Raw genomic sequence first — 13,809 nt, forward strand, 5'->3', positions numbered from 1 at the left:
GGCAGCCCGTTTCACGCCGTACCTCACCGCTCGCGCGCTGGTCGTCGTGGCGGGCGTGGGAACCATGCTCTCCGCCGCCGCGCTGTCCACGGGCCCATGGCGCTCGGCCGAGGGTTATATGGGCGGGTCCGTGCTGGTGCAGCTGCCCGCGCTGCTCGCGATCATCGCGGTGGGCATCGCGGTGCTGCCGCAGCGCGCCGAACAGCCGCGCGGGAACCGGACCGACGACCCGGACACCACGGCAGTCGAACACTGACCGCACCCCGCACCGGCCGACGGCATCGGGCCGGCGGGCTCGGCGCGCGACAAGACCCCGATTCGTCGTGCGCCGCAATGGCACTCGTTGCTAACGTGACCACGCGTGAACACCTGTGCCGAATGCAGTTTCGTCTACGACTTGGCTTCGGCGGCCGACGTGCCGTCGCTGGCGCGGGAGCACGCAGTGGAATACGCCGACCTGCTCGGCGCCGACAGCGGCAAGTTACGACAGCGCGGCAAGCCCGACGTGTGGTCGCCGCTGGAATACGCCTGCCACGTGCGAGACGTACTGCTGGCCCAGCGCGAACGCGTCCTGGCGGCCCGCCGTTCGGACAACCCGCCCGCTACCGCGATGGGCCGGGACGAGCGAGTCGAGCACGACGGCTACGCCCAGCAGAACCCCGCGGACGTGGCCAGGCAGATCCGCGACGCCGCCCTGCTGTTCGCGAACGTGCTGGAACGCCTCGGCGACGACGATTGGGAGCGGACCCTCGGCTTCCCTTATCCCGAGCCGGCGGATCGCTCCCTGCGCTGGCTCGCGGTGCACACCCTGCACGAGCTGCGCCACCACTTGCTGGACATGCACCGGCAACTCGACGGCTGACCGCGCGATCAGGGCGCGGGCTCGGGTTCGGCGGTTCGCCGCACCCGGTCCCGGCCGCGGACCCAGCGCCGCACCGGCTCCTCCACCAAGGCGTAGCTGGCGGCGGCGACCGGGAGGGTGATGGCGGTCGTGAGAACCAGGACGTAACCGAAGTCCCCTTGGAAGGGCAGGATGCCGAACACCGGGAACACGATCGAGAGCACCGCGAGGTGCCAGATGAAAATGCCGTAGGACCAGCGGCCGAGCGTCGCGGCCACCGGGGACTCCAGCCAGCGGTGCCCGCGCGCCGCCGGATCACGCAGCACCAGCGGCGCGAGCAACGCGAACCCGATGACCGCGCCCAGGGCCATCTTCACCACGTACTGCCAGGGCTCGGCCCGGGTGAGCCCGGCGGGTCCGGCGAGATCGGTCGCCGCGAGCAGGAACGCGGTGGTGGCGACGGTCCACATCAGAGGCTGGTTCGCGCCGATCTTCCACCAGCGTGATAGCCGGACGCTATGTTCGGCGAGCTCCGCCAGGAGCATGCCCGCGGCGAACCAGGGCAGGTAGCCCGGCAGCCAGTTGTCCGCGTGGATCGCGTCGGGGGTCGGCACCGGAACGAGATTCCAGCCCAGACTGACGACGGCCACCGCGAGCAGCACCGGCACCCGCAGGCGCGCCGCCGGGCCGCGCAGGCGCACCAGCGCGAACGCCAGCAACGGCAGCACGAGATAGAAGGCCACCTCCACCGAGAGGCTCCACATCTGGGTGAGGCCGTCGGTGAGCGTCAGCGGCACGAACACCTGCAACAGCGCCAGGTTCGACACCCATACCCGCAGGCCCGCGGTCCCGGCGGCGCTGGGCAGCAGCACCAGGACCGCGCACACCACCACCCAGTAGGCGGGCAGGATCCGAGCCGCGCGATGCCGCAGGTAGTAGCCCACGGGCGGGGCGGAGTCGAGGCCGCGCGCGGCAGCGGCGTGCGGGCGCCAGAGCAAGAACCCGGACAGGGCGAAGAACACCGCCACCGCCATGTCGAACCGCCCCCAGATCCGGCCGATGACCGGCGTGCCCGAGGCGCCGGTCTGGAAGGCGACATGGGTGAGCAGCACGCCGAGCGCGGCCATCCCGCGCATGCCTTCCAGCGCGGGCACGAACGCGCGCGGGCGCACCCGTTCGGTCGCGGGCGCGGCGGCGGGCAGGGTGGCGGTCATCGGACTCCAGTCTGCCGTGCGAATCCACAGTTGATAACCCGACGTTTCAGATTTCGCGTTAGACTCGGGCGATTTCTCGGCCGTTTACGGCCTCGACGCCGCATGGTACGTGATCGGACTGTTAGTGTCGGGGCTCACGAGTGCCGCGGCCCGCCCGCAGTGCTCAGCGGAAGCGACCTGTGTTCTACGACGAGGAGAGTTTGCATGGCACTGAGTGCCGGTACCAGAAGGACGGTGGCCTGCCTGCTCGTGGGTCTCGGCGCGTTGCTGATCGTCGCCGCAATCATGATCCCGACCTACACCGTCGACAAGCTGGCGAAAACTCCCCTCGATCTGGAAATCACCACGATCGCGACGAACGTGCAGGGTGAGGACAGCCTCGTGCTCGACTCCAAGTCCCTGACCGCGCCGGAGGGCTCGGCCAAGGTCGACACCAATGTCCCCCTGGTCTCCCAGCGCTTCCTCACCGTCGAAGACCCGGCCGACGCCGAGCAGATGACGGTGCAGGCGGGCCAGACGCTGCGGCGCATCGACAAGCAGGGTGACACCGGCCTGCTCACCGCGAGCATCGACCGGGTGACCATCGACCGGGTGACCGGCGATCCCGTCTCGACCGAGCCCAACGGCTCCATCGCGGTGTCGGCGACCCTGGAGGGACAGAGCATCGCCGAACCGGTGCAGCACACCGGTCTGCAGTACCGGTTCCCGATCGGCACCGAGAAGAAGACCTACCCCTACTTCGATCTCAACGTCCGCAAGTCCTTCGACGCCAACTTCGTCGAGGAGACCGAGATCAACAACACGAAGGTCTACCACTTCCAGATGTCGGTCCCGGCCACCAGCCTGTGGGACGTCGTGCAGGCGCCGACCAACCGGCTGAGCCTGCCCGCCGCCAAGTGGGGCGTCGAAGGCGGCGAGGCCCCGGTGACCATGACCCGCTACTACACCAACACCCGTGACCTGTGGGTGGAGCCGGAGACCGGCACGGTGGTCAAGGGTGGCGAGGCGCTGCACCTCTACTACTCGCGCACGGCCGACAAGCCCGAGGTCACCGCGCTGAAATCGCACCTGGTGTTCGACGAGAACACGATCGAGTCGCAGCTCGCGGTCGCCAAGGAGAACATCGACAAGCTGTCGCTGTACGGCCGGGTCATGCCGATCATCCTCGGCGTCCTGGGCGTGATCGCGCTGATCGCCGGTGTGGTCCTCGGTATCCGGGGCGGCTCGGCTCCGACGCCCGCGCGTGCGGGCGGCACTCCGGGCCAGCGTCCGAGCGGCCCGGCTCCGTCCGGAGCGGCCCCGCGCGGCACCCGCGGCGCCGACGACGCTCCCACCGAACAGATTCGGATCAACAAGCAGCCCTGACCGGCTGAACGCCCTCGAATTCGGCTCCCCGCCCTCCGGCTGGGGAGCCGAATTCGTTGTGCGGTCCTTACTCGTCGGCACTCGCCGGATAGTCGGCTGCGTGGAGGTTCGGTCGGCGCGGAAGGACCCTCGGGCCGCGTCGAAATCGTCCGCGTTGACCAGGGTGCGCATCGGTGCCCATATGACGATTCCAGCCAATGCGGGTGAGCCGACCGGGCGCAACGGCTCGGGCCACGTCAAGTAGTCAGCCGACCGGAGGCAACGGCTCGGGCCAGCTCGAGTGGTCAGCCAACCCGGCGCGACAGCTCGAACCACGTCAAGAGGTCAGCCAACCGGGCGCAACGGCTCGGGCCAGCTCGAGTGTCAGCCGACCGGGCGCAACGGTTCGGGTCGCGTCGAGTGGTCGGCCGCCCGCAGGACGATGACGGCCACCAGGACGGTGGTGGTGGCCGCGACCGCCACGGCCGTGGTGATCAGCGCCGGGATCGAGCGGGCCAGCGACAGCATCAGCGTGACTTCGACGGCCAGCCCGAGCCAGGTGACCAGCGCCAGGGACGTGCGGTCGACGGCGATGGCCGAGAGCACCGCGCCCTGCAGCACCGCCAGCAGCGCGCCGTGCAGCGCGAAAACCCACAGCAGCCCCTGGATCGGCGCGTAGTCCTCGCCGGCCAGCAGCGGAGCGACCGGCGCGGCGAGCGCGGCCCCGAGCACCGCGATGAGGCCGATACCGCTGAGCACCGCCAGCGCCGCGCGGATCGCGCTCGCCGACTGCGTCGGCTGGGCCATCCGCGGGTAGAGCACCACACCGACCGCTTGGGGCAGCCAGAAGGCGATCTTGGCGGCGATGGTGCCGAGGGCGTAGCGGCTGGCGTCCACGTCGTCCAGCACGATCCGGACCACGATCAGATCCGCCGACGACAGGGCCATCAGCGCCGCTTGCACCTGCGCGGCCCGCAGCACCGGCAGCACGCCCGGGGCGGCGATCTCGCCCGGTTCGGTATCGGCGCGGGCGGGCGCGGACGGCGCACCGGCGACGATCCTGGCCAGCAGCGCCGCCGCCGCGATTCCGGCGGCCGCCGCCCACAGCGCGAGCGTCGCTCCGCCGCCCAGCGCGAGAACCACCAGCGCGGGCGTGACCCGTGCGATTCCCGCCGCGCCGAGCACCACCCCTAACGCGCGGAACCGCTTGCTGCCCTGCAACACGCCTTGCTCGCCGGACAACAGCACCAGCGCGGGCGCCGCGCCCAGCGCCGCCGCCGTGGCGGCCACCCCGACGTGCAGAGCGACCGCGACCAGCGGCACCAGCACCGCCGCCACCGCGGCCACGATCACCGCGCACCGCCACTGCAACCCGCGCAGCGCCGCCGCCCCCGCGCCGCGCACCAGTTCCCGCGCGACCACGTTCTGCAGCGCCAGGGCGGGCACCGCGCACAGCAGTTGCACCGCGAGCAGACTCGCGAATTCGCTGTATCCGGTGACGCCCAGCCAGCGCCCGGCCAGCAGTTGCAGCAGGTACCCGGCGACGTTGGCGGTCATCGCGCCCGCCGTCACCCACGACAGATCCGCCACCACAGGTAACCGACGGACAGCAGACACGCTCCCCCGCCTCTCCGGGTCTTCAGGCCGTACCAGCCGGGCGACACAAGGTCCTGCGTCGGGGTTCGCTCATGTTCCGCACGTACCGGGTGGGTCACCCATGTGCTCACGAAAGCAGTTGCCGTGTTCTCGCAAGCCGCTCCCGGCGCGAGGGCGGCCGGCTGCATTGTCGTCGAACCATCCACCGATGACGCCCGGCACACGATACCGCCTGACGTCGGCGTCCTGGTAGACCGGCTCGAGCTGGGCGTGGGTCGTCGTCCCTGACCACCCGAACCGGAATCCCCGGTCGCGCTCGGCTCCACGGTGACGGAGATCGGGACGTACAGTGCTCAGGCGTGAGTGGGAGCGGTCGGGACCGAGCGGTGGCTGCGGGATACAGCGCGGCCGGGGCACTGCTGGTGACCGCTCCCTTGCTGGCGCCGGGGTACCTGCTCTTGCGGGACGCGGTGAGCACGCCGCGCAGTTATCCGACCGACTCCGCGCTCGGTCTGGGGGACGCGGCGCCGCGGGCGGTGCCGCAGGATGCGCTGCTGGCCGTGCTGTCGGCGTTCGTCGACGGCGGGCTGCTGGTCAAGGCGATTCTGGTCGTCGCGCTGTGGGCCGCGGGGTACGGGGCGGCGCTGCTGGCGCGCGATCTGCTGCGTGCGTCGCTCGGGCCGCAGTTGGTCGCCGCGACGGTCGCGCTGTGGAATCCGTACGTCGCCGAACGGCTGTTGCAGGGGCACTGGAGCCTGCTGGCGGGATACGCCGCGCTGCCATGGACAGCGCTCGCCGCCTACCGTCTCAGAACCTCCGCGACTGCGAAACAGCGTCGGCGGATTCTGTCGAACACGTCCGACCAGCCCGGAAACGGCCTGCTCGGGCCATCCGCACCGCCGGCCTCCGCACCCGGCGAGACCAGCCCACCGACAGACGCCACCGAAGCTCGGCAGCGAACCACACCAATGCGGACGGCAGCCGCCTGGGCGGCCCTGGCCGGGTCGCTCGCCGCCGCGGGACTCACACCGACCGGAGCGCTGCTGGCGGGCGTGACCGCGTTCGCTTCGGTGCCGCGCCGCCACCTGCTTCCGACGCTCCTCGTCTGGATCGCCGCCTCCGCGCCGTGGCTCGCCGCGACCGCGCTGTCGGGTGCGGGCGCCGAGCCGTCCGACCCCGCGGGCATCGCGGCCTTCGCCGCACGTGCCGAGCCCGGCCTCGGCACCCTCGGCAGCGTCGCCGGGCTCGGCGGCATCTGGAACGCGGAGGCGGTTCCGCTTTCCCGGACCACGCCGCTGGCCGTGATCGCGACCTCGGCCCTGCTGGCGATCGTGGCACTGGGTGTGCGTGCCGTCGCCACCGGCGGCGCCGATCCGGACAACCGCCATGTCCGCCGCGCACTGCTGCTGCTCGCGGCGGTCGCGCTGCTGTTTCCCGCGCTCGGCGCGACGGCATGGGGCATGCAGGCACTGGAGTGGCTGGTAGCGCACGTGCCCGGTGCGGGCTTGCTGCGGGACACGCAGAAGTACGCGGCCTTGGCCGTGCCCGCCTACGCGCTGTGCGCGGCGGCGGGCTGCGCGGCGACCGCCCGGCGTCTCTCGTCCCCGCCGTCGGACCGGCCCGCCACGGCGCACCCGGCGGTGACGTCCACGATCGCGGCGGTATTCGTGGCGCTTCTCGTGCTGCCGCTCTACGACCTCGCCTGGGGCGCCGGTGGAGCCGTCCGTGCGGTGCGCTACCCCGCCGGCTGGCAGCAGGTCGCCGCACGGATCGACGGTCCCGGCGACGTCGCCGTGCTGCCGGGCGGCATGTTCCGCAAATTCCGCTACAGCGGCCCTGCGCCGGTGCTCGACCCCGCGCCGCGCATGCTGCCCAACGACGTCCTACAGACCGGCGAGCTCCCGGTGCGCGGGCGCACGGTGTCCGGCGAGGGCGCACGCGCCCGAGAAGTGGAAGCCCTCCTCCTGCAAGGTGGTTCGGCTCCCGAACTGGCGCGCCGCGGCGTCGGCTGGGTGCTCGTGGAGCGAACCACACCTGGCCCGCTCGGCGCGGCGGCGACGACGCTGGCCCAGCTCGAGCGCAGCTACGAGGACGCCGACCTCGCGCTTTATCGGGTGCCGGGTGTGGACGAGCGCCCCGGACCGACGACGGCGCAGCGCTCCGTGATCGCCGCAGCCCACGGAGTCTGGGGCGCGTTGCTCATCGTGAGTCCGCTGGTCGTCCTCTGTATCCGGGCACGATCCCGTACGAGAACCCGGCGCTGATACCCGGCGACGCGATGATTCAGTCGACTGTCCGGGGCGCGATCAAGCCGGTGACCTGCTCGCCACGGGCGGCTGCGGCCAGCACCTCGTAGACGCCGATACCGGTTTGCTCCCAAGAGAATTCGCGCGCTCGGGCGCGCGCCTTCTCGCCCATGACGGTGCGCGCGCCCGGATCGTCCAGCAGATCGCCGACGGCATCGGCCAACTGGGCGACGTCGTCGACCAGGATGCCGGTCGCGCCGTCGACGATGGAATCGGTGAGCCCGCGCGAACTGCGGTAGCCGACCGTCGGCACGCCGTGCTGGGCGGCCTCGATCACCGCCAGCCCCCATCCCTCTTTGCGGGACGGCAGTACGTGCACCCACGCGCGGGCGAGCAGTTCGTGCTTGCGGCGCTCGTCCACGTGCCCGTGGAAGGTGACGGCGTCGGCGATGCCGAGTTCGCGGGCGTTGTCGCGCAGGTTGTCGGCCCACCAGCCGCCGCCGACCACGTCCAGGCGCAGTTCGGGGATGCGGTCGCGCAACCGGGCCACCGCCGCGAGCGCGTCCTCGATCTGCTTGTGCGGCACCAGGCGGGACAGGACCACGACGGTGGGCGCGGAAGTACGGGTCTCCGCGGCGCCGGTGGGCGCGTCGACTGGAACCGGTTCGGCTCCGTTGCGCACCACCGCGATTCGCGAGCGGTCCACACCGAGCGCGGCCAATTCCTCCGCCGACGGCAGCGAGACGGTCAGATATTGGTTACGCCGGTGCACACGGGGCGACACCCGCGACTCGATCCACCAGCCGACGCGACCGATCAACCGGCCCGCCACCGGCCACTGCTCACGATGCCCGTGGTGCACCAGCACCACCGACGGCGCCTTGGTGACGGCGGTGGCGAAGAACGGGATGCCGTTCTGGGTGTCGATCACCGCGTCCGGGCGCACCCCGCGCAACGGGCCGAGGCCGATCTTCCCGAGCAGGATCGCGGCGAGCGCCCGCGGATACACGGTGTAGCGGCCGCCCGCCCTGCTGATATCGATGCCGTCGATGCGCTCCCGCCGCGGCGACCCGGGATAGCGGGCGGTGCGCAGGGTGACCTTGACCCCGCGGGCCGCAAGGTGCGCGCCGACCTGCTCGAGGTACCGCTCGCTGCCGCCGCCCTGCGGGTGCCCGGTGTCACGCCAGCAGAGCAGGAGGACTTCGCGCACGGTGGAGCTTCTCTCGGTCGGTAGGTCCCGGTGGGGAACGTCGGATGTCGCGGTACACCCTAACCCGAGCACCCGCCCGCGATGCCCAGCATCGGGGTTGTGCGAGACTCGGCGCCGTGCTCAAAGCCGAAACGACGCCTGCCCGCGGCGGCTCGCCCCGGTTCGCCCGCCGGGCGACCCTGCGCCGGTCGCTGCGACTGCTCGGTAGTTTCCGGTTCGAGCAGACCGATCCGGCGCGGTTCTACGGCGGTCTGGCCGCCGACAGCGCGGCGATGATCGCGGATTTCTACGCCGACCTCACCGGCCGGTCGCTGGACGGTGCGACGGTTCTCGACGTCGGCGGCGGACCGGGGTATTTCGCCGACGAGTTCGCCCGCTCCGGCGCGCGCTACATCCCGGTGGAGCCCGACCCTTCGGAGATGCACGCCGCCGGTCTCTCGGTGGCCGGAGCGGTCCGCGGGTCCGGGATGGCGCTGCCGTTCCGCGACGACGCGCTCGACATCTGTTTCTCGTCGAACGTCGCCGAACACGTCTCGAAGCCGTGGGCGATGGCCGACGAGATGGTGCGGGTGACCAGGCCGGGCGGGTTGATCGTGCTCTCCTACACGGTCTGGCACGGTCCGTTCGGCGGCCACGAGACCGGGCCGTGGCATTACCTCGGCGGCGAGTACGCCGCGCGCCGGTATCGGCGCAAGCACGGACGCGAACCCAAGAACAGGTTCGGCACCTCGCTGTTCGCGGTGCGGGCAGCGGATGGGTTGCGGTGGGCGGCAGGCACTCCGGCCGAGGTGCACACCGTCTTCCCGCGCTATCACCCGCGCTGGGCGTGGTGGTTGACCCGGGTACCCGTGGTACGTGAGTTACTGGTGAGCAATCTGGTCGTCGTGGCTACTAAAAGTTAGCCGAGCTAAGGCTCGAGCCATCCGCGACGCCAGTGCCGCTTCCCGCACGGCGCGTGCACCGGCTCGCTCCACGGCGATTCCCGCATAGCCAACCCGACGGTCTCGAGCGTGGTCAGGCCGACCAGGTCGGCCCACATCCCGACGGCAGCGACCGCCTCCGCGGCCTGCATAGCCGCGGTCGCCTGCTCGAGCGTCAAGGTACGGCCGGGTAGGAACGAGACCACCCACCCGCCGCTGCCGACACACTTCGCCTGATGCTGAGTTTGATCACTGGTCATCAGCGACCGGCCGATCACTTGCACCGCCATGACTCGGACTCCCCAGTTTGCGGTAACGGTTCGGGAATGGAGCGAGCTGATATGTCGCTACAGCATCCCCTTTCCAGCAACAGAACGCAATAGTGCGTTCTGCGAAAAGCGAACCGAGAGGTCGGGATTCACACCGGCCAGAGCCTCGCCGGGGCGCAAAACTGAAACGGGTTACAGACAGGCGGCGGGCAAAACTGTAACGTGTTCTCATGCATTACGACAGCTTGTTCATCGGCGGCCGCTGGACCGCGCCAGCCACCGCCGAGCGCATCCAGGTCATCTCGCCGGCCACGGTCGAGCCGGTGGGCAGCGTCCCCGCGGTGAGCCGGGCCGACGTGGACGCCGCGGTCACCGCGGCCAGGCACGCCTTCGACCACGGTCCGTGGCCTGCCACCCCGCCGAAGGAGCGCGCCGCGGTGCTCAGCCGCGCGGCCCGACTGATCGAACAGCGCTCCGCGGACCTGCTCGCCGCGCTGACCGCCGAGGTCGGCGTACCGCAGATGATGGCGATGACGCTCAACCAGATTCCCGCGGTCGCCGCGCTCGACGCGTACGCGACCCTGGCCGAGACCTTCCCGTGGCGGGAGACCCGGGTGGGCGCGTTCGGCACCACGCGGGTCACCCGCGAGCCGCGCGGCGTCGTCGCGGCGGTCACCGCCTGGAACGTCCCGCTGTTCCTCGCGGTCAACAAGCTCGCCCCCGCGCTGCTGGCCGGTTGCACCGTGGTGCTCAAGCCCGCGCCGCTGACGCCGATCACGGCCAACATGGTCGCCGACATCTTCACCGAGGCCGGATTGCCCGAAGGGGTGCTCTCGGTACTGCCCGCCGAGCCCGACGCGGCCGAGTACCTCGTCTCGCATCCCGGCGTGGACAAGGTGACCTTCACCGGAAGCACCGCGGTCGGCCGCAAGATCGGCGCCATCGCCACCGGTCTGCTCAAGAGCGTCTCGCTCGAACTCGGCGGCAAGTCCGCGGCGATCCTGCTGCCCGACATGGACGTCGCGGCAGGTATCCCGGTGCTCGCGTTCTCCGGCCTGATGAACAGCGGTCAGGGCTGTGTCGCGCAGACCCGCGTCCTCGCCCCGCGCAGCCGGTACGACGAGATCCTCGACGCGCTGGTCGAACACGTCAAGACGATGAAGGTGGGCGACCCGACCGACCCGAGCGTGCAGCTGGGTCCGCTGATCTCCGAGCGCCAGCGCGAGCGGGTCGAGGGCTACATCGCCAAGGGCAAGGCCGAGGGGGCGCGACTCGTGCTCGGCGGCGGCCGTCCGGCGGGCCTGGACCGTGGCTGGTTCGTCGAGCCGACGATCTTCGCCGACGTGGACAACAAGTCGACCATCGCCCAGGAGGAGATCTTCGGGCCGGTGCTGTCGGTCATCCCGTACGAGACCGAGGACGAGGCCGTGGCCATCGCCAACGACTCGGTCTACGGCCTCGCCGGCTCGGTGTGGACGGCCGACGTCGAACACGGCGCCGAGATCGCGGCGCGGGTGCGTACCGGCACCTACGCGATCAATTGGTATGCGTTCGACCCGAGTTCGCCGTTCGGCGGCTACAAGTCCTCCGGGCTCGGACGCGAGAACGGCCCGGAGGGTCTCGACGCGTTCTGCGAGCAGAAGTCGCTGCTCATGCCGCTCGGCTGGACCGGGTGATCAGTCGGGCGGCATGACCACCCGCAGCATCGGCGCACGGTTGCCGTAGCGCCGGGGCGGCGCGTCGACGATCTCGACGCGCCATCCGGGCGGCAGTACCGCGAGCAGCCGCCCCGCGGCCCGGCGCAGCGGCGTGCTCGCCTGCGCCGACTCGAATTCGGCAACCATGGGGGCAAGGGACGTCGCCGTCTCCAGATCGGCCATGCTCCAACCACCTCTCGCGCGTCGATCTCGCCGTACGCCGCGGGCATCGCGGGTCCGCTGTCGGTAGGAAGTCGTTCAGTCGATCAGTTAACCGTTGGTAATCCGACTGTGTGATGGGGAAGGTAGAACACGCCAAGCATAGATCACGAGTACACGAAATCTCTCAACAAGATCATTACCCCGTTCCGTACGCGGTTAAACCCGTCGAGCCGTACGAATTTCGCGGACCGACGGCCTTCGTCGGCACTTTCCCGTGCAGCCTTCTGCGAGCACCATTCGCAGGGCAATCGAATCTCCTGCCGCACAATGTCATTTCGCCGACGAACACTGCCCAGCGGTGCTCATCCGCCCAGCGCTCGGCGATACGCCGCAGGTGTGACGCCGGTCGCCGCGCGCAGGTGCACTCGCAGCGCGGTGACGCTGCCGAATCCCGCTCTGGCCGCGACGACTTCCACTGGCAAACGCGTAGTTTCCAGCAGTTCGCGGGCACGCGCGGTGCGCTGGGCATCCAGCCACCGCCGCGGCGTGGTGCCCACCTCCGCCTTGAAGCGGCGGATGAAGGTACGCTTGCTCATCAGCGCGTGCGCGGCCAGCGCCGAGACATCCACCGCCGCAGTCGGTTCGGCGACCGCCCAAGCCAGGGTGGCGGCGAGACCGCCGTCGGCGGCCGAGACGCCCGGCCGGTACGGAACGTACTGCGCCTGACCGCCCTCCCGATGCGGCGCGGTGACGTTCCATCTCGCCAGCTCCGCGGCCGCGTGCGCACCCAGTTCCGCGCGCACGATGTGCAGGCACAGATCGAGGCCCGCCGACAGCCCGGCCGAGGTCAGTACATCGCCGTCGTCCACGTACAACGCGGTCGGGTCCAGTCGCACCGCCGGATACAGCTCGGCGAACTCGCCGCAGTAGGCCCAGTGCGTGGTCGCCGGACGTCCGTCCAGTAGCCCGGCCTCGGCCAGGATGAACGCGCCGACGCAGATACTCACCATGGTCGCGCCCCGTGCCGCCGCGCTGCGCAGGGCGATCAACGCCTCCCGCGGCGTGGGCAGCGTCGGAATGCCGATTCCCGGCACGACGACGACATCCGCCTCCCGCAGCGCCTCCAGCCCGTGCTCCACCCGCAACTCGAAGCCATTGGGCGTCCACACCGGCCCCGGACGCAAGCCACAAGTCCGCATCTCGAAGCCCGAAGGCTCCCCGGTCTTACCCGGCCCGTGCCGGAACGCCTGAACAGCACAGGCCAGGTCGAACGCCATAACGCCGTCCAACGCCAGCGCCACCACTCGCTTCATCACCCTCAGCTTGGCACGAACCCGAGCACCACTGCCATCCCTGCCACTCGTCACGCGCCCGTCGGCCGCCCTTCGACTACCGCCGTCACCTGCACTTTGACACGAATCCGAGCATTGGTGGCGCTTGCGCCACTCGTGGTCCGGCGCCGCGCACACTTGACTTCAACTGCACGCCGAGTTGCGACGAGAAGGAGGGCACAGTGGCCGTAGCGACGGGCCTCGATTGGGCATGGGCCACCCGTACCGGGGGCGCGTTGACGAAGGGGCAACAGATCCGATTGGCCGTCGCGACCGCTCGGACGCTGCCCGCCATGGCGCCCAACCGGGTCCGGCTCGCGCTGGGGCGGCGGGGGCGCGGGAAGCTGGAGTTGGCGGGTTTGCGGCTGCCCGATTCCGAGCTCGCCGTCGCGGCGGAGACCGAGGCACGTGAGGCGCTTTCACCGCCGGTGCTCAACCACTCGCTGCGTACCTACTACTTCGGTCGGGTCTTGGCCGATTCCGACGGCGTCGCTTATGACGACGAGCTCGTCTACGTCTCCTGCCTGCTGCACGATCTACAGCTCGAACACCCCACGCCCGGAAGGTGTTTCGCGGTGGCAGGCGGGGAGCGGGCCGCTGCCGTCGCACTCGGCGCGGGCGCGCCACCGGAGCGGGCAGAGGCGATCGGCGCGGCCATCGCCGCCCACATCACCCCGGGGGTCGCCGACGACCTCGGCGACCCGGGCGGCTTCGTCTCGGCGGGAGCTTCGGTGGACGTGCTCGGCACACGGCTGGCGCAGTTGGACCCCGCATGGGTCGATGAACTGCTGCGACGTCACCCTCGGCTGGATTTCAAGCGGCACGTGATCGCGGCCTTCCGAGCGGAAGCGAAGTCGATGCCCAGGGGCCGGATCCATTTCCTCAACCGCTCGGGGTTCCTGGCCATGATCCGCTTGTCACCGTTCGGCGAATAGCGCCGCGATCACCGCGCGAGCACGCAAAACTTTTGTCGCGCAGA

Annotated in this window: 13 protein-coding genes; 7 read left to right on the plus strand and 6 right to left on the minus strand. The window is 70.7% G+C overall.

Annotation, left to right across the window (positions count from 1 at the left end; all coding sequences use genetic code 11):
- Both ON27_RS27890 and ON27_RS27895 read left to right on the plus strand, forming a co-directional pair.
- Positions 1 to 256 (plus strand): hypothetical protein (locus tag ON27_RS27890; protein WP_043734146.1); only part of this gene is annotated, 256 nt, incomplete at its 5' end.
- A 105-nt stretch (positions 257 to 361) separates the two neighbouring features.
- Positions 362 to 862, plus strand: a complete 501-nt coding sequence (locus ON27_RS27895; protein WP_174377889.1) for a DinB family protein — start codon at positions 362 to 364, stop codon at positions 860 to 862.
- Between the two features lie 8 nt (positions 863 to 870).
- Here ON27_RS27895 and ON27_RS27900 read toward each other — a convergent pair whose 3' ends face one another.
- On the minus strand, positions 871 to 2,055 hold the full coding sequence (locus tag ON27_RS27900) for an acyltransferase family protein (protein WP_043734147.1): 1,185 nt from the start codon (positions 2,053 to 2,055) through the stop codon (positions 871 to 873).
- A gap of 204 nt (positions 2,056 to 2,259) precedes the next feature.
- On the opposite strand from ON27_RS27900, the gene pgfA reads away from it, so the two are divergent.
- Complete coding sequence (gene pgfA, locus ON27_RS27905) at positions 2,260 to 3,420, plus strand: cell envelope lipid trafficking protein PgfA (RefSeq protein WP_043734148.1); 1,161 nt, start codon at positions 2,260 to 2,262, stop codon at positions 3,418 to 3,420.
- Between the two features lie 363 nt (positions 3,421 to 3,783).
- On the opposite strand, the gene ON27_RS27910 is transcribed toward pgfA, so the two are convergent.
- A complete protein-coding gene (locus ON27_RS27910) occupies positions 3,784 to 4,956 on the minus strand; it encodes a polysaccharide biosynthesis protein (RefSeq protein ID WP_174377890.1) in 1,173 nt (390 codons plus the stop codon).
- 398 nt (positions 4,957 to 5,354) lie between these two features.
- Between ON27_RS27910 and ON27_RS27915 the strand changes: the two genes are divergently transcribed.
- Positions 5,355 to 7,259, plus strand: a complete 1,905-nt coding sequence (locus ON27_RS27915; RefSeq protein ID WP_051047051.1) for an MmpA family trehalose lipid delivery protein — start codon at positions 5,355 to 5,357, stop codon at positions 7,257 to 7,259.
- Positions 7,260 to 7,278: 19 nt separating this feature from the next.
- On the opposite strand, the gene ON27_RS27920 is transcribed toward ON27_RS27915, so the two are convergent.
- Positions 7,279 to 8,451: a glycosyltransferase family 4 protein gene (locus tag ON27_RS27920; RefSeq protein WP_043734149.1), complete on the minus strand. Its 1,173-nt coding sequence runs from the start codon at positions 8,449 to 8,451 to the stop codon at positions 7,279 to 7,281.
- 116 nt (positions 8,452 to 8,567) lie between these two features.
- Between ON27_RS27920 and ON27_RS27925 the strand changes: the two genes are divergently transcribed.
- On the plus strand, positions 8,568 to 9,353 hold the full coding sequence (locus ON27_RS27925) for a class I SAM-dependent methyltransferase (RefSeq protein ID WP_051047052.1): 786 nt from the start codon (positions 8,568 to 8,570) through the stop codon (positions 9,351 to 9,353).
- Positions 9,354 to 9,358: 5 nt separating this feature from the next.
- On the opposite strand, the gene ON27_RS27930 is transcribed toward ON27_RS27925, so the two are convergent.
- Positions 9,359 to 9,661 carry a hypothetical protein gene (locus ON27_RS27930; RefSeq protein WP_043734152.1) on the minus strand — a complete coding sequence of 101 codons (303 nt, stop codon included), beginning with the start codon at positions 9,659 to 9,661 and terminating at the stop codon, positions 9,359 to 9,361.
- Positions 9,662 to 9,870: 209 nt separating this feature from the next.
- Here ON27_RS27930 and ON27_RS27935 point away from each other — a divergent pair, with 209 nt between their 5' ends.
- Complete coding sequence (locus ON27_RS27935; RefSeq protein WP_043734155.1) at positions 9,871 to 11,316, plus strand: aldehyde dehydrogenase; 1,446 nt, start codon at positions 9,871 to 9,873, stop codon at positions 11,314 to 11,316.
- Here the strand turns inward: ON27_RS27935 and ON27_RS27940 are convergent, their stop codons facing one another.
- Together ON27_RS27940 and ON27_RS27945 are read right to left on the minus strand one after the other, a co-directional pair.
- On the minus strand, positions 11,317 to 11,520 hold the full coding sequence (locus tag ON27_RS27940; protein WP_043734156.1) for a hypothetical protein: 204 nt from the start codon (positions 11,518 to 11,520) through the stop codon (positions 11,317 to 11,319).
- A gap of 341 nt (positions 11,521 to 11,861) precedes the next feature.
- The gene (locus ON27_RS27945) at positions 11,862 to 12,812 is read right to left on the minus strand and encodes a GlxA family transcriptional regulator (protein WP_043734157.1); all 951 of its coding nucleotides are present in this window, start codon (positions 12,810 to 12,812) and stop codon (positions 11,862 to 11,864) included.
- A gap of 200 nt (positions 12,813 to 13,012) precedes the next feature.
- Between ON27_RS27945 and ON27_RS27950 the strand changes: the two genes are divergently transcribed.
- Entirely contained in the window at positions 13,013 to 13,765 is a 753-nt protein-coding gene (locus ON27_RS27950; protein WP_043734159.1) for an HD domain-containing protein, read from the plus strand.
- The last annotated feature ends 44 nt before the right edge of the window (positions 13,766 to 13,809 follow it).

The organism is Nocardia asiatica NBRC 100129, from assembly GCF_000308415.1.
Classification (GTDB): Bacteria; Actinomycetota; Actinomycetes; order Mycobacteriales; family Mycobacteriaceae; genus Nocardia; species Nocardia asiatica.